This is a genomic window from Desulfosporosinus sp. SYSU MS00001, assembly GCF_049943955.1.
In the GTDB taxonomy this organism is placed as follows: Bacteria; Bacillota; Desulfitobacteriia; order Desulfitobacteriales; family Desulfitobacteriaceae; genus Desulfosporosinus.
Genome location: NZ_JBNFTW010000004.1, coordinates 125721 through 145538 on the forward strand (window position 1 = coordinate 125721; position 19818 = coordinate 145538).

Genomic DNA, 19818 nt, shown 5'->3' on the forward strand with positions numbered 1-19818 from the left:
CCAGTAACACTGACCCTTACTGTTATTTCGGTTTCCTAAAACTAACTCATGCCGATCATTCCGAATAGCATAGTAACGAAATTAGGGAAAATAGTTGAAACAAGCAAAAGAAGGGTAAGAATGATTAAGATAATGGTGAATGCCCAAGAAATGATGTTAAAAAATTTAGTATTGGCGAAATCACCCATAAGGCTTTTTTTGCTGGCAATGAGAACCATAAAGATAAGAATAGGAGGTAAAAGTACCCCGTTGACAACCTGAGTCGTCAGCATAACGTGATAGAGAGAAAGGTTTGGCCATAAGACTATGGCAGCTCCCAGGACGATGAGAACGGTATAAAGGCCGAAAAACATAGGAGCCTCTTTGTAGGATTTGCTAATTCCGTGTTCAAAGCCAAAGGCTTCGCAAACGGCATAAGCTGTGCTTAGAGGAAGGACAAAGGCGGCAAGCATTGAAGCTCCGAGCAGACCAAAACCGAACAAAAACGTCGCATATTCTCCAGCCAAAGGTTTTAAGGCCAGGGCCACATCTTTAGCTGTTTCAATCGGGATTTTGTTGACAAAAAGCGTTGCAGCTGTAGCTACAATTATGAAGAAAGCGATAAACCCGGTAAAGAAGGATCCTATTAAGACATCCCAGCGGGTATAATGATAATCCCTGGCAGTAATACCTTTGTCTACGACGGAAGCCTGGACATAAAATTGTCCCCAAGGAGTTATAGTGGTGCCGATAACTCCTATTGCCATCATCAAATAAGCCGGGGTTCCAGAAAAATTAGGAGTAATTGATTCAATTAAAACCCGATGCCAGGGAGGGTTAACCATAATCCCAGAAATAAAATAACTAAAAAATGTTAAACAAAGGATTAAAAAAAGTTTCTCAATTTTTCCGTAATCTGTTTTAATAACCAGCCACCAAATTATGGCGCCCATTAAAGGTACGGAGATGTATTTACTGACGCCAAAGATTTCAAAGCTTGTAGCAATACCGGAAAATTCCGAAGCGGTCGTGCCAAGGTTGGCGATCAGGAGAACACTCATAGCAAAGAAAGCCCATTTTACCCCGTAGTGTTCACGAATTAAATCGGAGAGACCGCGTCCGGTCACGGCACCCGTTCGTGCAGATATTTCTTGAGCAATTGCTAAGAGAACCGTACTTATGAGCATCGTAAAGATAAGTGAGTAACCGTATTTAGCTCCCGCCGCAGCATAGGTTGCGATTCCGCCGGCATCATTATCAGCAAAAGCTGTCACGATCCCTGGCCCCATTACAGCAAGAAATAGTCCAAGTCGTTCTCTGCGGTTCATTCACTATGTCCCCCTTTCGCCAGCAGCCGCCGGCGTGCAATTAGGGTAGAGTGAATTTCAGCACGCGGACGATCAGGCATTAATAATTCCAGAACGTCATCGACGGTGATAATCCCTAAAACTTGATCACGATCATTGACAACAGGTACAGCGAGAAGACCATATTTATGGATAGTTTCCGCAACTTTTTCATGATCATCATAGGGGGATATTTTAACAAATTTTTTGTGCATAAGTTCGCTGAGTGGGGTATCGGGAGCTGCAATGATAAGCTCCCGGAGAGAAAGTACGCCTTCAAGGGTTTCCTGTTCGTCAACAACATACAGATAGTAAATCGTTTCCGCTTCAGGAGCAAGGCGCCTTAATTCATTAATGGCTTGATCGGCCGTGAGCCATACGGGTAAGCCGATGTATTCGGTAGTCATGAGTGAGCCGGCAGTATCTTCTTGATATTGCATTAATTCACGAACATCTTCGGCATCATCTGATTCCATGAGACGAAGAAGCTCTTCTGATTTCTCGGTGGACAAGACGCTTAAGATATCTGCGGCCTCATCGGCAGGCATTTCCTCCAGGATATCCGAGGCACGTTCTTCGTCCATCTGAGAAATCATTTCGACTTGGGTATCTAATTCCATTTCAGATAAGGCATCGATAGTTTGCTGAGAATCAAGAGCTTCAAGAAAGGTTGCTCTTTGCTTGTAATCCATTTCCTCAATAAGGTCGGCGATGTCTGCAGGGTGGAGCTGACGAAGTTGTTCTTTTTCTCGAGTCAGCTGGAGAGAAGACGTTCGATTCTCCAGAGGTTTGATATATTGGCAGCCGACAAAGTTATTCTCAAGTCGATTTAGTAAAAATTCAACACCTAAACGGCGGAATAAACCTCGTACTCCAATATCGACGGCAACTAAGACAATAAATTTGTGGTTGTCGCGAGACACCCAAGATAATGAGATATCATTGACACGTACAATTCTTGAGCCTTCCAGGTCAATAATTTGTTTATCTAATAACCACTTTCCAATAAAGGTTTCATCATCATGTAAGGGGCAGGTCCGTTGAGGATCAAAAGAGGCATTTAAACGAAGGCCCTCATTGTTCCAGGATTCGACCCATTCGATAGGGATAAGGGCGGGGATTTTTTTGGCATAACGTATGCCTGTAACCAAAGGTGAGAGGTTATCCCAACGCATAGCAAGATCGTATAATCGGCCAATGCGGCGTCCTTGAACATCCCAAATCGGTTTATTGGATAACTGGCTGAAGTAAAACTCACCTAATACTTTAAAATCGTTCATTGACTTCCCTCCTTCTAATGCCGGAGTCTGGCACTTATGGCAAAAAGACTCCCTTGAGGATTAAGAAAATAATAACTGCATAAATGATAAGGGCCAGAACCCACAAAACCACCTCCTTAAATTTTCCCAAATAATGATGTTCCATGAGTACTTGTTTCATAAGCTGAACGTAAAAAAGACCTCTACACAAAATAGAAGGTCATGGGTAAAACATGTGACCTCCCTTCTCGTTGAGTTTTAGCACTGCATAGCGTAGAGGGTTATCTCAGCCACATTAAGTAAAACCTTATGCCGGTAATACCTGTTCTACCCAATTGGCGTCTCTCGACATTTCTGGGCAGTGGCTTATGTTTATGCAGGAGCCTCACCTAACAGAGATTTTTGTCTACTTCATTATATGTATAATCTATTAAATTCGTCAACATTTTTGCTTACTAATTAAATATTCACTCGATGTCCTTTGATTAATCAGGATTGCTTGTAATTTCTCAAAGATACTTAATTACGCTCCGACAGGACGGTGCCGGGAAAAGGGAGGAGGGGCAAGATATTAAGTATGAAAGGACTTAGCGAAGTTTTGCCTTTTCTCTTGTCCATATGATATAATCAAAAATGGATTATTACCTATGATTCGAGAGGAGGGTGTTTGAATGGCAAAACACATTCAGACGATTGTGAAAGCAAACCTAAGTGCTACGGTTAAAACTGGAGGTTGTGGAAATTGTCAAACCTCTTGCCAATCAGCATGCAAGACATCTTGCACGGTTGGTAATCAAGTGTGTGTTAAATAATGTAGCTCTGAATTTGTACATGATCTCAGAACCCAATCCATTTCGGGCTGGGTTCTGTTCTATTTATACTATGTATTAAGAAGTGAGAGAGAGGACGTCAATGTTAAATTTTAAGGAACTAGAAAGTTATAATTTTAAAAAGAATGTTCATTGTTTTCAACAGGGAGATTTATTGATCGGCTACGATGTTAATTCAGGTTCAATTCATTTGCTGGATGAAGAGACCTTTTTGATTTTAAAAACCTTGGAGGATGTCAACTCAACGGAGGGGCATCTTTCCCAGGAAGCCTTGGAAAAAGCGCTGAGATTGGCTGGGAATTTTCCCCATAACGAAACAGTCTCCGAAATTTTAGCAGAACTAGAAGAACTTCGTCAGGAGGGGACATTGTTCTCCGGAGAACCGGAACAGATTGCAGCAGTTTATCCGGAGAAACCCGTTGTCAAAGCAATTTGCCTCCATGTCGCTCATGACTGTAATTTGCGCTGCGAGTACTGCTTTGCCGGAACCGGAGCTTTTGGGGGCAGCAGAACATTAATGGATTTGGAGACGGGCAAACGGGGAATTGACTTTGTTTTAGCGGCCTCAAGACATAGGAATCATTGTGAGGTGGATTTCTTCGGCGGAGAACCGCTTATAAATTTCGGTGTCGTTAAAGCCTTAGTTGACTATGGGAAAAAAGCAGCACGAGCTCAAAACAAAACAATTAAGTTTACGTTAACGACTAATGGTGTGTTATTAAGTGAAGAGATTCAAAATTTCCTGGAAGAAGAGGAAATCAGTGTGGTGTTAAGTCTTGACGGACGACCGGAGATTCATGACCGAATGCGTCCTCATGCTGATGGCCGCGGAAGTTACGGGGAGGTTGTGCCGAGAATTCAGCAATTTACTTCCCTGAGACCGAAAACGTCGCCTTATGCTATAGGTACCTATTATTACGTGCGGGGTACATATACTCATTTTAATTGTGACTTTGACCGTGATGTTTTACACATGGCAGATTTGGGAATTCGGCAAATTTCCGTTGAGCCTGTTGTAGCGGGACCGCAGGATTCTTATGCTTTTCAAGAAGAGGATTTGGCTAAAATCTATGAAGCCTATGACCGCTTAGGTGAGGCAGTTCTTGAGCGTCGGGCACAGGGGCGAGGCTTTAATTTCTTTCACTTTAATGTTGCTCTTGATAATGGTCCCTGCCTGCATAAAAGGTTGTCGGGTTGTGGAGCAGGTCACGAATATGTGGCTATTTCTCCTGAGGGTGATCTTTATCCCTGTCATCAATTTGTCGGGCAAGAGGCTTATAGACTTGGCTCTCTTTATGATCAAGATCCCTTAGAGCTTAAGGCAGATTTAGTACAGGAATTCCGCGCCGCTAATATCTATGCTAAACCAACCTGCCAGGATTGCTGGGCGCGTTTCGCCTGCAGCGGAGGATGTCATGCCGCTAACACGGCCTTTACTCAGAAACTGACTGAAGTATATGAACTTGGATGTAAACTGCAAAGAAAACGTTTAGAAGTGGCTCTATACGTTAAGATTAAAGAAATCCAACAAAATTGTGACGAACAGTAATGTTTGGATGTCCGTGCTTTAGGCAGATATATTTGGGAGGAACAAGTAATGACACTGGTACGTTCTGCGTGTCCGTTGAATTGTCCTGATGGATGTGCCTTTCTTGTAGAGAGGACGAAAAACGGTCTTCGAGTGAAGGGGGACCCTTTAAATAGTATTACGAAAGGATTTGTCTGCTCGAAGGGACAGGCTTTGGCAAAACGTGTCTTTTCCCAGGATAGGCTGAGATTTCCCTTATTAAGACAAGGGCAAGGATGGCAAAGGCTGAGCTGGGATCAAGCATACGCTCTTCTGACGGAAAAAATAAAAGGAACTCTGTCTGATGTGGGACCCTGGGGGATTTTCCATCATTACGATTATGGAAATAACGGTGTCCTCCGAGAGCTGGACCAGAGGTTTTTTCAAGCCCTTGGAGGTGTCACGGAACCACGTGGGAGCATGTGCTGGGGTGCAGGATATCGGGCTCAAGAATTAGATTTTGGCGGGGTTTATTCAAATTCCCGAGAGGATTTAGAGGATGCTCGGACCATTGTTCTTTGGGGAAGAGACCCAGCAGTGACGAACGTCCATCTTATACCCCATCTCTTAGCAGCTAAGAAACGGGGAGCTCGTGTTCTGGTAATTAATCCCATCCGCGTTAAAAGTGTAGAGTTTGCAGATGCTTTTTACCAGGTAAGACCTGGCACAGATGGAGCTTTAGCCTTGGGGCTTAGTCATATTATTTTGCGGGAGCGCTGGCAGGATACACGTTTTATTCAAGACTATGTTCATGGCTTTGAAGAATTTGCCAGAAGAAGTAAAGAATTCTCTCCGGAGAAAGTGGAAGCCATAACCGGTGTAAGTGTCAAGGAAATAACAGACCTTGCCAGATCTATAAGCCACTCTCGTCCTGTATCCTTTATCCTGGGTTATGGGCTTCAACGTTATGTGAGAGGCGGTAATACAGTTCGTGCTATTGACGGCTTGGCCGCTATCAGCGGAAATATTGGCTGGGCAGGCGCAGGAGTACATTATGCCCATCAGTACCATCGCGGAAAAATGAATTCCTTGTTGCTGTCTCCAGAGCGCTATCAGTCAAGAACTTACCCCCACCCGATTCTTGTGGAGGAACTCCTTAAAGCCAATCCCCCTGTTCAATTAGCGGTTGTGACTCGTTCCAATCCGTTAGTTCAGCAGCCAAATTCCCTGCTCTGGAGAGAGCTTTGGCGAAAGATCCCCTTTAAAGTCGTTTTAGATACGGTTTTGACAGAAACGGCCAGGCAGTCGGATTTAGTTTTACCCGTCGCGACGATTTTCGAAGAGGAGGAATTAGTGAGGACTTCGTGGAGCCCACTTATTCATTATGCTCAAAAGGTTCTTGAGCCCCAGGGAGAGGCTCAAGCGGAACCAATGATCTTCACTGAATTAGCGAAAAGGCTGGGGTTAGAAAAGGACTTTCCCTATGCTGCGGCAAGAGAATGGCTGGAATTTGTCCTTGGACCTTTGAGCGAAGCATATGGAATAACTCTTGATACGCTTGCCCAAGGGCCGATCTATGCACCTTATATACCTAGAGTGGCTTGGGAGGACAAAGGCTTTAAAACACCCAGTAGAAAAATTGAACTCGCTTCAGAACTTGCCCGCGAGGAACTGGGGGAAGCGGTGGCGACATATATGCCGACGAAGGATCAGGAGGATAAGGCTGAATTCCCCTGGCACTTGATTACTCCCCATCCTGGTAAGGCTCTGCATTCTCAGTTCCATCAGGATGATGGTTTCATAATGTTTCTCCATCCGGATTTAGCGGATAAATATCGTCTCAATCATGGTGACCGGGCAATCATTGAGACTGTGTACGGGCAGCTTGTTGCTTCTGTAGCCATATCTGAAGATATTCATCCTCAAACGGTGGTCCTTCCCGAAGGGACAACGTCTGAAGGGCTTGGGGTTAATCAATTGATCCTGGGTAAATGCTCTGATATTGGAGAAAGCACTTCCTACTACGATATGCGATGTCAGATTCGGAAATGGTTTTTGGATTAACTTTGGGTTGGGCAGATAAAGCAAGTGTGTTACAATAATTGGAAAACAGGATTGGGAGGCGGGAGGTTTGAGGAAAGGTAAATACCGCGTTTTTGCTATCATTCTCGTGAGCCTCATAATCATCGCTATGGTAGGCTCGGGATTTGCTTTGTTTTTTGGCGGCAGCGGAATTCAGGTTCCCAACCAAAACTCAGCAACGAATTCCGTGAACACTGCTGCGGGTTATCAGGCAAAGAAGGCACGTTTGGCTGATTTAGCCGCAAGGGCCAAGAAGGATCCGAGCAACGTTGCTTTGCAAAAGGATCTTGGCGATGAATATTATGATGCAGGCTCGGAAGCAGAAACTGCAGCGCCTTCAGAGTCGGCAGAAAACTATAAGCAGGCCGTAGCAGCGTATCAAAACGTCTTAAAGGTCAACAAGGATCCCAATGTCATGGTGGATATGGCAACTTCAGCCTTTAAGAGCGGTCAAAATGCATTGGCCGAGAAAACATATCAAGAAGCTTTAAGCATCAAGCCGGACTTTGTTAATGGCTTGGTGAATTATGGTATATTTCTTGCGTATGCGGAAAACGATTTATCCGGAGCTATTGTCCAGTGGCAGAAAGCAGAGAAGGCAGCTCCTGCGGGTACGGTAAAGGATCAGATTGCTGCCATGATCAGCCAGGCCCAAAGTCAGCTCAAAGGATCTAACGCGACATCGAGTGGTATATCCAACCCGAATCCGGCTCTGAATAAGGGAACATCAACTCCTGCGCCGACAGGTAAGTAACTCACTCACAGAGAATTAGAGAACATCAGATGGAGGAGACGTATCTTGCATTTTACAACGTTGGCAAGCGGAAGTTCGGGAAATGCAATCCTTGTCGGTGAAGGACACAGGCATCTGCTCGTGGATTGTGGGGTAAGCGGCAAGAGTTTATTAACTAATCTCGCTCAGCTTAATATTGCGGAATCGGAAATTGAAGGAATTATCGTAACTCATGAACATATTGATCATATTCGGGGAGTCGGTATCCTGGCTCGAAAGTTGAAAATTCCTGTTTATGCAACTGCCGGTCTATGGAAGGCCATGGGCCGTTCCTTAGGAAAGCTTGCGGGGAATCAGTGTGTCGAAGTTAGTGCGTCTTCCTTCACCTGCGCGGGTCTTGAAGTGTTGCTCTATCCCACATCTCATGACAGCTGCGAAAGTTATGGCTTAAAAATTCTGCGCCCTGGAAAAGGGGGTCAGAGCCGCTTAGTGGTGGGAATTGCTACTGACAGCGGCAGAATAACTGATGAGATGAACCGATATTTAAAGGGCTGTGACGGATTTGTTGTCGAGGCCAATTACGATGATGAAAAGCTGCACAACGGTCCATATCCGGCGTATTTAAAGAAACGCATCAGCGGACATTTTGGACACCTGGAAAATTCTCAATTGGCAAGAGGATTAACGGAGTGGATTCAAGAGAATACCCAACGGGTCGTGCTGGCCCATCTGAGTGAGGAGAACAACACTCCTGAAATCGCCTTGTCAACAGTACTGAATATTCTCAAGGAATCGAAGGTTTCCCAAACGTGCCCTGAGGTAAAAGTACATGTAGCCCCACGCCATACTCCGCATGAACTAATTATTTTGAGGGAATAATTAAGGTAAGGAGGGTATCTATGAGTTATTATAATGACCAAAATGATTACTCAAAGAAAAGAAGGCCAAGTTTCCTTTCAACCCTGGTGATTGCCGTAATCAGCGCTGCGATAGGCGGAATTATTGCAGTTGCCTTAATTCCTTCCGTATATGGAAATAAACAGGCGGCTCCGACGAATCAAGTTATTTTAAACGGACCGGGAACGACCCCGTCCATTAATACGGGGAGTACAGCTAATTTCCCAGTAGTACAAATTGCCAAAGCAGTCGGCCCTGCCGTTGTAGGAATCGCTAATTTTCAATCCCAAGGATCGTTGTTCGGCGGTGGAGGCCTAACAGAAGCAGGCAGTGGTTCAGGCTTTATTATTGATGCGCAGCACGGTTATATTGTTACTAATAATCACGTAGTAACAGGGGCGGAAAAACTGGTTGTCAGCCTGGCAGATGGACGTAATCTCAATGCAAAGTTAGTAGGCGCTGATGACCGCACGGATTTAGCCGTGGTACAGATAAGCGATACCAGCAAATTAACGGCAACCCAAGAAGGAGATTCTACAAAACTTCAAGTTGGAGAACCTGTAGTGGCTATCGGTAATCCGGGAGGGCAGGAATTTGCCCGTTCTGTTACGACAGGAGTGGTATCAGCAACGAATCGGATATTGGATATTCCCGGTGAATCGAGTTTCAATCTTATCCAGACAGATGCCGCTATTAATCCGGGAAACAGCGGAGGCCCTCTTGTTAATTATCAAGGTCAAGTTATCGGCATTAATTCAGCCAAAAATCAGGAACAGGGCTTTGAGGGAATGGGGTTTGCCATCCCCATCTCGGATGCTTTGCCAACGATTGAACAATTAATTGCAAAAGGGTATGCCAGTCATGCAGGCTTAAATGTGCAAATTGACCCGCGCTACACAGCAGAATATGCCAGTCAAAGAGGTTGGCCTGCCGGGGCCTACGTTTCCAAAGTCGTTTTGGGAGGACCGGCCCAGAGAGCCGGTATTGCAGCAGGCGATATTGTCACAAAAATTAATGGCAAAGACATTAAGAGCTCTTTGGAGTTGACGCATGAATTGTTCAAATATAAGGCAGGGGATAAAGTAACCGTTACAATATTCCGCAATAATAAGAGTTTAGATGTGTCCGTAACCTTGACAGAGATTAAATCTCAGTAAATTAGGCACCACTCCCAGTCGAAGATACGGAGTCTTACAATTGGATAAACTGTAGAAGAACTGCATACTGTTGGTAGAGTGCGAAGAATTGCTTGTGTCAGAGATTATTTTCTAAGATGCAAGCTTTTCTGAGTATAGTGGAACCTTTAGTGGGTTTAGAACGATAAAGTTCAAAACATAAAGTTGAACTCTTTTCAGGTATAATGTATTATTTAATATTAAGGATAAATAAGCACAAACAGGATCACACGATTTAGAAAGGTTGATCATGATGGAACATAAATCCTCATCGAATTTCCTAAGAAACATCATTCTTGAAGATTTTAAAGCGGGTAAAGCAGACCATGTTGTTACCCGTTTTCCACCGGAGCCTAACGGCTATTTACATATAGGGCATGCAAAATCAATTATTCTTAATTTTGAATTGGCCGATGAATTTAAAGGAAAAACTCATCTGCGTTTTGATGATACAAACCCTACAAAAGAAGATACAGAATATGTCGAGTCCATTAAAGAAGATGTTCAGTGGCTGGGATATCAATGGGATGAATTGTTTTTTGCTTCGAACTATTTTGAGGAAATGTATAACCGTGCCGTTTTGCTAATTAAAAAGGGAAAAGCCTATGTCTGTGATTTGACTGCGGAAGAAATCAGGAAAACAAGAGGGTCTCTGACGGAACCAGGACAGCCGAGTCCCTGGCGAGAGCGATCTGTTGAAGAGAATCTGGAGCTTTTCGAGGAAATGCGGCGGGGAGCTTTTAAAGACGGTGAAAAGGTGTTGCGGGCAAAAATTGATATGGCCTCTCCGAACATTAATTTGCGCGATCCTGTCCTTTATAGGATAGCTCACGCAACCCACCATAATACCGGTGATAAATGGTGTATCTATCCCATGTATGATTTTGCCCACCCTTTGGAAGATGCGATTGAAGGTGTTACTCATTCAATCTGTACCTTGGAATTTGAAGACCACCGTCCTTTGTATGAATGGATAGTGCGGGAATGTGAAATGGAAAACGTACCGCACCAATATGAATTTGCCCGCTTGAATCTTACAAATACGGTTATGAGTAAGCGTAAGCTTAAACAACTTGTTGAAGAAAAGATTGTTGATGGCTGGAATGATCCGCGGATGCCGACGATTTCCGGGCTTCGACGAAGAGGGTATACTCCTGAGGCAATGCGTAATTTTGCCCGGGAAATAGGAGTTGCAAAAGCAGACAGTGTGGTTGACACTAAAATGCTGGAACATTTTATTCGAGAAGATTTAAAACTCAAAGCACCACGTACTATGGCCGTTCTGAAGCCGCTAAAGGTAGTCATTACGAATTACCCTGAAGATCAAGCTGAGATGCTGGAAGCGGAAAACAATCCCGAAAATCCGGAGATGGGTGTTCGTATGATTCCTTTTTCCCGGGAGATTTATATTGAACAGGATGACTTTGCGGAGAATCCACCGCCAAAATATCACCGACTTTATCTTGGCAACGAAGTACGTTTGAAAAATGCTTATTTCATTAAATGTAATGAGATTGTTAAGGATGAATCTGGGAGAGTAATAGAACTCCATTGCACCTATGATCCGGAAACTAAGAGCGGCACAGGCTTTACGGGAAGAAAAGTTAAAGGTACGATTCACTGGGTAGATGCCCGACAAGCTGTCCCGGCAGAATTTCGCTTATATGAACCTCTGATTTTAGAAAATGAGACTGATGATGGAACTTCCTTTTTAGAGCATATTAATCCCCACTCTTTGATGATCGCAGATGGTTTTGTAGAACCAACTATGAAAACATCAAAATCTCAAGACAAATTCCAATTCTTTAGGCATGGTTATTTTAATGTTGATCCTTTGTATTCTTCAGCAGATCATCTCGTGTTCAATCGTATTGTATCTCTGAAAAGCTCCTTTGAACTTCCGAAGTAAGGTATGGGAATGACTCCCACTTATCGAAGCGGGAGTCTTACCCTTGGGGAAATTAGCTGGGTTCGGTTGTGATTTTGCCGACCTGTGCTTTTGTAGCCTTAATTAAGTCGGATGAAGGCAGGAAGATCTGAAGTCCGCGCAGACCGGCGCTGACAGCAACCCTTTCTTGGATAGTAACTGAAGAATCAATAAAGGTGGGGTAGAATTTCTTCATGCCAAGCGGCGATACACCACCCCGAATATATCCGGTTAGAGGTTGGACTTCTTTAAGAGGGACAACCTCTACTTTTTTATTTCCGCTCAGAGCGGCAAGAGCCTTCAGATGGAGTTCAAGATCACCCTGGATACAGGCTACAATGACCCCGGTCTTATCGCCGCGGGCGACTAGGGTTTTATAAACTTGTTCGATGGGAAGACCTACCTTTTGAGCAACGGAAATTGCCGATAAGTCTGATTCATCGACAGGGTATTCTTTTAGTTCATAAGATAGTTTCAATTGATCGAGAATACGTGCAGCATTGGTTTTACGCATGATTTTGTGCTCCTTTGTTATTTTGCTGATTCTTCTTGATGGTTGTTAAGAAAGTGTTTTAATTTAGCAGATACTTTTAATTTCCTTTCTTTTTTGAAGGGTAATCCCTATAATAGAAACAGGTACCACAACGATAAGATTTCGTATCAGGTTAGTCTATGAGAGGGAGGGCCGACTTTGAAAGAACTTAGGGTTCTCGTATTTTCCGCCTCGTTTGGCAATGGACATTTGAGAGCGGCTGAAGCCGTTATTGAAGGAATAAAGATGAAAGTGCCTTCTGCTGAAATTATTCATTTGGATTTCGGTGCATTTTTAAATATAAGAGTTAATTCCATCATAAAAGATTTTTATAGCGGGCTTCTCAGAAGAGCCCCAAAACTCTGGGGTCGTTTTTATTATAAAACGGGCAAGAAGCAGCCGCAATCGATGAGTCAACGGTTGTTAAACCAAATCGGACGGAGTAATTTTCTCAATTACATTCAGCAAGTTAAACCGGACTTAATTGTTTGTACTTACCCGACGGTATCTTCGATTCTTGCCCAATTAAGAGTGAAACAGATTCTGCTTGTTCCGGTGGCTACAGTAATCACAGATTATACGGCCCACAGCCATTGGGTTCACCCGGGAGTTGATTGCTATATAGTAGCTTGTGCTAAAGTTAAGGATCTGTTGATGGCTTGGGGGATACAGGCTCAAAATATCCATGTAACAGGTATTCCTGTTAGTCCAAGATTTGAATTTAATGCCGATCGTTCGTCTATATGTAAAACGTTAGGATTAACGCCAGGTCTACCAACCGTCTTATTCATGGGCAGTTCTTATGGAGTATGTGAAAGTACCAAAAGAATTTGCCAGAAGCTGGCTAATTCTCAAGTACCTGTTCAATGCCTTATTGTATGTGGACATAATGACAAACTCTATAATTCTTTAGACGAAGTGATCGCAGAGGCCCGAAACCCCTTGCTGCGCTATACATTTGTAAATAATGTTGAAGAATTGATGTCTGTCTCTGACTTGATTATTACGAAAGCTGGGGGATTAACGGTATCGGAAGCCTTGACAAAACATTTGCCTCTGGTAATTTTCAGACCGATTCCCGGGCAAGAGGAAGAAAACGCACAGTATATCAGAGAGGTCGGGGCTGGATGCATCGCTGAAAGTGAGGAAGAGTTAGATCAAAGGCTGCGTTACTTTTTAGAACATCCGGAGGAGATCGAAAGGATGCGTACCAAAGCGGCAATGGTCTCTGAAGGCCATTCCGCAGAGCGAGCAGTTGAAGAAATGTTACAATTGGTGATAACGTCCAGCAGAAGGCAAAGAATCGGTTAAAATGATTCTTTGCCTTCTGTTTTGCCGTAAGTTCTTTTAGAGTCCTCGCCAATAATCCGGACGCAATTCGTCAAGGGCAGAGTTTTCTAAAACGGTATCAAGGGTTTTTAGAATTGAGGTGCGGTCCTCAGGAAGCGCAGCGCGAAGAGGCAGGTAATTGGAAGCATGATTGCTCCGGAAAATACAGTGGGAAACATCAAGTTTCTCCAGCATAGATCTGAGTTCAGTTAAAGATTCCCAGGGATCAAGAAGCTGAAATTCACCTCGCTGAATAACTTCATACAAGGGGGTTTCCGGTTCTACCATCAGGGTCAAAGCACCTAAATATTGAGGATCTATCTCACTGATGACCAGGGCAGTATCGCGGGCATGAGCCTGGGTTAAGGCCTTTCCGCCCAAACCAATAATCACAGTACAAGAGACAATCAGGCTGCTTGCTTTGAGCTTACGACCAGCATTAATCATTTGTTCTGGGTTGACCCCCTTACGGACAAAGTTTAGCACTTCAGAATTTCCGCTTTCCACACCTAAATAAACGATAGTTAGCCCATGTGCTTTCAGGGAGGCCAACTCTTCAGGTGTTTTAGCGAGAATATCCTTGGGCCCTCCGTAAATGCCGACTCGTTGAAGGTCAGGGAAGCTTGCATAAAGTTGATCGAGAATTTCCAGAAGCAGAGAGGTGTCAACAGCAAGAGCATCCCCATCCGCTAAAAAAATACGCTCCGCTCTTGGGTTCTGGACTAAGCCTTCAGTGATCATAGCCTGAATTTCTGAACGCGATTTTATGCGAAAGGTTTTTTCTTTATACATGGTGCAAAACGTACAGGCATTGTGGCGACAGCCGACGGTGATTTGGAGAATAAGGCTTCTGGCTTCACTGGGCGGACGATAGAGAATTCCTTCATAATTCACAGTATCCCCTCCAATAATTGTTTTGTTTTGACATCTTTTCTACAAGCTTTTAAGAAGTACCTGCCAATTATTTCATCAATAGCAGTTTATCTAGTTTTTAAGACCCCTATTTCTATAAGTGGGGGGTGGGTCCTTCGTTGACTTCAGGCGGGGTAGAGTCCACCTTCACCCTTTTTTCCTATTGGGAAAGGTGGCTCGGCAATAATGTCCATTGGACATTATTGTATCTGAAGCTCCGATGTTCAGCTTTAGCTGAACGAGTTCACTCGGTCGGAAGACTCCGAAGATATGTTGGATAATTTTCTTACTCTTTTGCCACACTAATGATTATTAAAAAGTGAGGTGAGGGTATGATTTTGCGTTTTAGATCTCGGTGGATTGTTCTCATCGTGGGGGTGATTCTTAGTATTACCCTAACAGGCATTGCTTATGGGGCTTTAGGGGATCGCTTGCTGGGCAGAGGGAGCAGTGGCCCGGAAGTTCAAGAAATGCAAAAGAGGCTGGCACAGTTAGGTTATGTCGTCGGTCCCATCGATGGGAAATTCGGTTCCAAAACTGAGGCAGCTATACGTAACTTTCAGAAAGATCACGGCATAAAGGTTGATGGTTTGGCAGGGACTAAAACTATCAGCGAACTAAAACGTTTAACGGGACAGAGTACAAACGCTTCGGGGAAAGCTATTGGTTATAAGAATGTTGATATTAATCTATTAGCCCATGCGGTAAATGGTGAGGCCCGAGGTGAACCTTATCTAGGACAGGTCGCGGTTGCTGCGGTTATCCTTAACCGAATATCAGATCCTGCTTTCCCCAAGACAATTGCCGATATCATTTATCAGCCGGGTGCCTTTTCAAGTGTTAATGATGGGCAAATTAATTTGTCGCCGACAGCTTCTTCCCTTCGCGCAGCTCAAGAAGCGGCAAGCGGGGTTGACCCTTCAAAAGGTGCACTCTTCTTTTTTAACCCCGCAAAAACGACCAATAAATATATTTGGTCCCGGCCTGAGCTCGTCAAAATAGGAAATCATATTTTTACGAAGTAGGAGGAAGAGACATGCATAAAAGAATATGGATAGGAACTTTAGCTGTTGCTCTTTTGATCTCCTTAGGCTGGGGGATTAATGAATATCGCCTGGCAGGGGATTATCGTCTTGCTTCGGAAAATAATAGCCGCAGGGCATTCAGCGATTTTGCGAGCCATCTCGATCAAATGGAGACAGTTATGGCGAAGGGTAACGTTGCCAATACTCCCAACCAACAGATATATTACTTAAGTGAGGTATCGAGTAAAAGTGAAGGTGCTTTAAAAGATTATTCGCAGCTTCCTGCTGATCAAGCGGGATTAAGTTACATTGGACAGTTTTTAACGCAGTCAGGTGATTTTACAAGGACATTGGCTCAGAAAGTGGCAGGCGGAGGGACGCTTACAGTCGATGATACGAAAACTCTTCAAGCGATGCACGATCAATTGATACCTGTCAATCAAAAGGTTCAAACCCTTATGTCGAGGATCGATACAGAGAATTTGGCCTGGACAGATCCTGGACCCTCCCTGAGACAAAAGTTAGGGTTTGGAGGGCCGCAGATCGCAGAAGCAGCAGCCGACGGTTCGGAAGCGTCGTCTAAATCCGTTAGATCCGGATTAGATCAGTTAGATGCAAGTCTGCAAAAGTTACCTCCTTTCACCTATACCGGTGAGTATTCATCAAGGGTTGTCCAGAAACCCCTGGGTCTTCCGACGGGACAGGTCAACAAAACACAGGCCCAGAGTGCAGCACGGAGCTTTTTAACCAAAGTAGGTTATGCCGATGCGACTCCAAGCTTTGTTGGAGAAACCAATGGCGATTTCAAAGGATATTCTTGGAAATACAAGGATGCCTACCTTGAGATCAGCCGCCAAGGCGGTGTCGTAACCCTTTATCGGGACCAACGTTCTGTTAATCCACGTACCCTAAGTATTGACGATGCTGCTCAGAGGGCTGAGAAGATTTTGACAACTCTTGGCTGGAATCTTGTGATTACTTCAAGTGAGGACTTCGGATCCTATGTAGAATTTGATGCTGTCGCTGAGCAGAATGGTGTAAGACTTTATCCAGATAAAGTCCGATTAATGGTGGCTTTAGATAACGGACAACTGGTTGGGCTCGATGCAGCACCCTATTATGCCTTCCATCATACAAGAACCTTTCCGGCAAAGATTAGTATGAACCAGGCTCTACAAAAACTTCGCACCAATTTTAAAATACAAGAGAGTCGTCTGGCGGTTATTGCCAAAAGCGGTAATCAGGAAATTTATGCATATGAGTTTCGGGGACGATATCAGGGCGAAGATTATCTCATATATCTAAATGCTCAAAATGGTACTGAGGAAAAAATTCAGCGAATTATCAAGACGCCGCGTGGAGAGTATCTGCAGTGAACTCGTTCAGCTAAAGCTGAACATCAACCACTCCCATTTGTAGAAGTGAGAGTCTTACGATTGGCTGAAAATTTAGATCAAGTGTCAATTGGCGAGAGGGACGGTCCCTCTCGCTCTTCAATATTAAGGATAAAAGAACAGGTTATTTAGGATTTTGTAATTTAAAAGGGAATTTAAACGTTTATGAAGGAGTTTTTCATTGTAAGCGAGAATAGGCATTATAATTTTTAATAGATAGGGGCTAACTCATTTGCAAAAGAAAGTGACTGTACAAATCTTGGGCAGCCAAAAGTATTCTGAAGGCCACGAAGATCAGCAGGAATTGTCTGTGCCGGGAACTTTTTATGAAAGGAACAACGCCTTCACTGTTGTCTATAAAGAGCCGGAAAATGTCAGTGGATTTGAAGATGTAACGGCATTTTTGACCTGTAAAAAGGGTTGTGTAACGTTAAATCGTAAAGGTTCTGTCGATTTATTGCAAGAATTTCGAGTTGGTGTTCGAAGCATCAGCAAATATTCTACACCATACGGGAAACTGTGGCTGAGCGTTTTGCCACAACGTGTTGAGAGTGACTTGACAGCGCAGAGGGGACGTATTAGTCTAGAATATGACCTTTTTGTCGATGATAATTTTGTAAGTCATAATTTGCTGTGGGTAACCATAAAGGAGGATAACCCTCAATGAGTCTCTATGAGGATATTAAAACAAAAATAATTAGTCATTTGGAACAGGCTGCAAACAGTGCCAAAGAAAAAGGGGAACTAAACTTCGAGGAACTTCCTAACTTCGTTTTAGAAGAGCCAAGGGAACGGCAGCACGGAGATCTGGCCACGAATTTAGCCTTAGTCATGGCTAAGCAAGCGAAACGTTCTCCTCGGGACATCGCCGCAACGCTCATTCAACATCTGGATAAAACAGGCACTTGGATTGAAGCCTCTGAAATTGCCGGGGCTGGTTTTATTAATTTGCGTTTAAATCCATTATGGCTTACAGGTGTTATAAAAGAAATACTTCAAGCAGGGGAACGCTACGGGCAGGTTGATATGGGTAAGGGCCAGAAAGTTCAGGTCGAGTTCGTAAGTGCTAACCCGACAGGGTTATTACACATGGGTAACGCTCGTGGGGCAGCTCTCGGTGACAGCCTCGCTTCCTTACTCGCTATGGCTGGATATGAAGTTTCCCGTGAGTTTTATATTAACGATGCCGGAAACCAAATTCAAAACTTTGCCTTATCGTTAGAAGCCCGATATTTACAACAATTAGGCCAAGATGCACCTTTCCCGGAAGGCGGCTATCATGGAGAAGATTTGATTACGACAGTGAAAGGCTTAATTTCTAAAGTCGGAGATAAATATCTCTCCGTGGAACCCAACTTAAGGCGGGAATTTCTGGTGAGGTATGCTCTTGATGAGAAAATGCGGAATATCCGGGAGACCCTAGAAGATTTTGGTGTCAACTATGATGTTTGGTTTAGTGAACAATCTCTTCATGATTCCGGGGCCGTGCGTTCAACCTTGGAAGACCTTCAAAAGAAAGACTATATTTATGAAAAAGAAGGGGCGCTTTGGCTGAAATCAACATTGTTCGGGGATGAGAAAGACGAAGTAGTCGTTAGGAGTAATGGAACTCCAACCTATTTCGCGGCGGACATTGCTTATCACCGTAATAAATTTGATCGTGGCTTTGATCAAGTTATCAATGTTTGGGGTGCTGATCATCATGGACACGTCGCACGGATGAAGGGGGCGATGTCTGCCTTAGGGTATAACGCCGACAATTTAACCATTATCTTGATGCAGCTTGTCCGCTTGATTCAGGGCGGCGAAGTCGTTAAAATGTCTAAACGTTCCGGGCAATATATTACTCTGCGGGAGCTTATGGATGAGGTCGGAAAAGATGCCGCACGCTTTTTCTTTAATCTTCGGGATCCGGATTCTACTGTGGATTTCGATATGGATTTGGCAAAGGCTCAATCTTCAGATAATCCTGTGTATTATGTTCAATACGCTCATGCACGTTTGTCCAGTATTTTAAGGCAGGCCCAAGAGCTCGGCAATGTCGACAATCCATCTGAAGAAGACCTTAAATTATTAACGACTTCAGAAGAACGAGACCTTCTCAAAAAAATGGCGGATTTGCCAACGGAGATCGCGGCGGCAGCTCGATTATTGGAACCCCATCGTTTGGCCCGTTATGTGCTTGATTTGGCGGCCTTGTTTCATACATTCTATAACAGCCAAAGGGTGTTAGTTGAGGATGAGGCCTTGCGCAGAGCCCGTCTTAGCTTGGTTCGCGCTGTGAAACAAATTATTGCTAATGTGTTAGGTATTCTAGGTGTTTCTGCCCCGGAAAAAATGTGAGTTTCCTGAGATTATTTTTATGGTTTGAAGGAGCGATTAGCAGGAAATATTTAGGGGCGGACCGAATATAGTGATATTCAAAACGACGAAGGGCGGTGGAGCTTTGAGCCACTCTTTAAGTAAAAAGGATAAACCGACAGAGGCAGATATTGCTTATGAGGTTCTAAGAGCCCATGGTAACCCTATGCATTATCAAAATTTAATTGATCAAGTCCTCCAACATTTAGGGATATCTAAGGAGGCTGTAAGGATTGCCGAGGCGCTGACCAAGATTAACCTTGATACTCGTTTTGCATTTCTCGGGCGGGGAGAATGGGGACTAAAGGTTTGGGAGCCGGCAAAAGTCTCTCGGCGATCTTCTGCCATCACGCTAATGAATAAGCCCTCAGAGGATGATGATGACAATAAGCTGGAAGTTGACGCAGAGGATTTGGAATATGATGTGTTAGATGAAGATTCCCTTGAGATGGATGAAAGTTTTGAAGAAACAACTGAGACACAGTCTGAAGAAAAATGGTAAGTTTCATGGGAGTAAGAATAGCATTTGC

The 19818-nt window shown here is 43.9% G+C and carries 17 protein-coding genes and 1 riboswitch; of the genes, 13 read left to right on the plus strand and 4 right to left on the minus strand.

Annotated features, from left to right (window positions below; all coding sequences use genetic code 11):
- Positions 1 to 41: 41 nt before the first annotated feature.
- A complete protein-coding gene (locus tag ACPUYX_RS09300) occupies positions 42 to 1307 on the minus strand; it encodes an NRAMP family divalent metal transporter (RefSeq protein ID WP_088227209.1) in 1266 nt (421 codons plus the stop codon).
- The gene (locus ACPUYX_RS09305) at positions 1304 to 2605 is read right to left on the minus strand and encodes a magnesium transporter (RefSeq protein WP_426379396.1); all 1302 of its coding nucleotides are present in this window, start codon (positions 2603 to 2605) and stop codon (positions 1304 to 1306) included. The genes ACPUYX_RS09300 and ACPUYX_RS09305 overlap by 4 nt, the downstream gene beginning before the upstream one ends.
- A gap of 215 nt (positions 2606 to 2820) precedes the next feature.
- Positions 2821 to 2988: riboswitch (M-box (ykoK) riboswitch) on the minus strand.
- A gap of 267 nt (positions 2989 to 3255) precedes the next feature.
- Between ACPUYX_RS09305 and scfA the strand changes: the two genes are divergently transcribed.
- From scfA to ACPUYX_RS09340, 7 genes are all read left to right on the plus strand, one after another.
- Complete coding sequence (scfA, locus tag ACPUYX_RS09310; RefSeq protein WP_014829485.1) at positions 3256 to 3396, plus strand: six-cysteine ranthipeptide SCIFF; 141 nt, start codon at positions 3256 to 3258, stop codon at positions 3394 to 3396.
- A gap of 100 nt (positions 3397 to 3496) precedes the next feature.
- The gene (gene scfB, locus ACPUYX_RS09315) at positions 3497 to 4963 is read left to right on the plus strand and encodes a thioether cross-link-forming SCIFF peptide maturase (RefSeq protein ID WP_426379397.1); all 1467 of its coding nucleotides are present in this window, start codon (positions 3497 to 3499) and stop codon (positions 4961 to 4963) included.
- Positions 4964 to 5011: 48 nt separating this feature from the next.
- A complete protein-coding gene (locus tag ACPUYX_RS09320; RefSeq protein ID WP_426379398.1) occupies positions 5012 to 6985 on the plus strand; it encodes a molybdopterin-containing oxidoreductase family protein in 1974 nt (657 codons plus the stop codon).
- Between the two features lie 67 nt (positions 6986 to 7052).
- Entirely contained in the window at positions 7053 to 7757 is a 705-nt protein-coding gene (locus tag ACPUYX_RS09325) for a tetratricopeptide repeat protein (RefSeq protein WP_426379399.1), read from the plus strand.
- A gap of 45 nt (positions 7758 to 7802) precedes the next feature.
- The gene (locus ACPUYX_RS09330) at positions 7803 to 8615 is read left to right on the plus strand and encodes an MBL fold metallo-hydrolase (protein WP_426379400.1); all 813 of its coding nucleotides are present in this window, start codon (positions 7803 to 7805) and stop codon (positions 8613 to 8615) included.
- A gap of 20 nt (positions 8616 to 8635) precedes the next feature.
- Positions 8636 to 9790, plus strand: coding sequence for a S1C family serine protease (locus ACPUYX_RS09335; protein ID WP_426379401.1), 1155 nt, complete (start codon positions 8636 to 8638; stop codon positions 9788 to 9790).
- Positions 9791 to 10061: 271 nt separating this feature from the next.
- Complete coding sequence (locus ACPUYX_RS09340; protein ID WP_426379609.1) at positions 10062 to 11717, plus strand: glutamine--tRNA ligase/YqeY domain fusion protein; 1656 nt, start codon at positions 10062 to 10064, stop codon at positions 11715 to 11717.
- A 52-nt stretch (positions 11718 to 11769) separates the two neighbouring features.
- Here ACPUYX_RS09340 and ybaK read toward each other — a convergent pair whose 3' ends face one another.
- Positions 11770 to 12252 (minus strand): Cys-tRNA(Pro) deacylase, encoded by a 483-nt coding sequence (gene ybaK / locus ACPUYX_RS09345; protein ID WP_426379610.1) that lies wholly within the window; start codon positions 12250 to 12252, stop codon positions 11770 to 11772.
- A gap of 174 nt (positions 12253 to 12426) precedes the next feature.
- Between ybaK and ACPUYX_RS09350 the strand changes: the two genes are divergently transcribed.
- A complete protein-coding gene (locus ACPUYX_RS09350) occupies positions 12427 to 13578 on the plus strand; it encodes an MGDG synthase family glycosyltransferase (RefSeq protein ID WP_426379402.1) in 1152 nt (383 codons plus the stop codon).
- A gap of 36 nt (positions 13579 to 13614) precedes the next feature.
- On the opposite strand, the gene ACPUYX_RS09355 is transcribed toward ACPUYX_RS09350, so the two are convergent.
- Positions 13615 to 14490, minus strand: a complete 876-nt coding sequence (locus tag ACPUYX_RS09355) for a radical SAM protein (RefSeq protein WP_426379403.1) — start codon at positions 14488 to 14490, stop codon at positions 13615 to 13617.
- A gap of 350 nt (positions 14491 to 14840) precedes the next feature.
- On the opposite strand from ACPUYX_RS09355, the gene sleB reads away from it, so the two are divergent.
- The 5 genes from sleB to rpoE all read left to right on the plus strand — a co-directional run bounded on the left by sleB (position 14841) and on the right by rpoE (position 19790).
- Positions 14841 to 15533, plus strand: a complete 693-nt coding sequence (sleB, locus tag ACPUYX_RS09360; RefSeq protein WP_426379404.1) for a spore cortex-lytic enzyme — start codon at positions 14841 to 14843, stop codon at positions 15531 to 15533.
- Positions 15534 to 15544: 11 nt separating this feature from the next.
- Positions 15545 to 16909 (plus strand): PepSY1/2 domain-containing protein, encoded by a 1365-nt coding sequence (locus ACPUYX_RS09365; RefSeq protein WP_426379405.1) that lies wholly within the window; start codon positions 15545 to 15547, stop codon positions 16907 to 16909.
- 250 nt (positions 16910 to 17159) lie between these two features.
- On the plus strand, positions 17160 to 17594 hold the full coding sequence (locus ACPUYX_RS09370) for a DUF1934 domain-containing protein (RefSeq protein ID WP_426379406.1): 435 nt from the start codon (positions 17160 to 17162) through the stop codon (positions 17592 to 17594).
- Positions 17591 to 19270: an arginine--tRNA ligase gene (gene argS, locus ACPUYX_RS09375; RefSeq protein ID WP_426379407.1), complete on the plus strand. Its 1680-nt coding sequence runs from the start codon at positions 17591 to 17593 to the stop codon at positions 19268 to 19270. Before ACPUYX_RS09370 ends, argS begins: the two co-directional genes overlap by 4 nt.
- Positions 19271 to 19340: 70 nt before the next feature.
- The gene (gene rpoE / locus ACPUYX_RS09380; protein WP_426379408.1) at positions 19341 to 19790 is read left to right on the plus strand and encodes a DNA-directed RNA polymerase subunit delta; all 450 of its coding nucleotides are present in this window, start codon (positions 19341 to 19343) and stop codon (positions 19788 to 19790) included.
- Positions 19791 to 19818: the final 28 nt, after the last annotated feature.

Bases quoted from the DNA above. Each gene is read 5' to 3' on its own strand.
- ACPUYX_RS09335 (WP_426379401.1), top strand. From the start codon at position 8,636: ATGAGTTATTATAATGACCAAAATGATTACTCAAAGAAAAGAAGGCCA.
- ACPUYX_RS09320 (WP_426379398.1), top strand. From the start codon at position 5,012: ATGACACTGGTACGTTCTGCGTGTCCGTTGAATTGTCCTGATGGATGT.
- ACPUYX_RS09365 (WP_426379405.1), top strand. From the start codon at position 15,545: ATGCATAAAAGAATATGGATAGGAACTTTAGCTGTTGCTCTTTTGATC.
- ACPUYX_RS09340 (WP_426379609.1), top strand. From the start codon at position 10,062: ATGGAACATAAATCCTCATCGAATTTCCTAAGAAACATCATTCTTGAA.
- scfA (WP_014829485.1), top strand. From the start codon at position 3,256: ATGGCAAAACACATTCAGACGATTGTGAAAGCAAACCTAAGTGCTACG.
- scfB (WP_426379397.1), top strand. From the start codon at position 3,497: ATGTTAAATTTTAAGGAACTAGAAAGTTATAATTTTAAAAAGAATGTT.
- ACPUYX_RS09300 (WP_088227209.1), bottom strand. From the start codon at position 1,307: ATGAACCGCAGAGAACGACTTGGACTATTTCTTGCTGTAATGGGGCCA.
- sleB (WP_426379404.1), top strand. From the start codon at position 14,841: ATGATTTTGCGTTTTAGATCTCGGTGGATTGTTCTCATCGTGGGGGTG.
- ACPUYX_RS09305 (WP_426379396.1), bottom strand. From the start codon at position 2,605: ATGAACGATTTTAAAGTATTAGGTGAGTTTTACTTCAGCCAGTTATCC.
- argS (WP_426379407.1), top strand. From the start codon at position 17,591: ATGAGTCTCTATGAGGATATTAAAACAAAAATAATTAGTCATTTGGAA.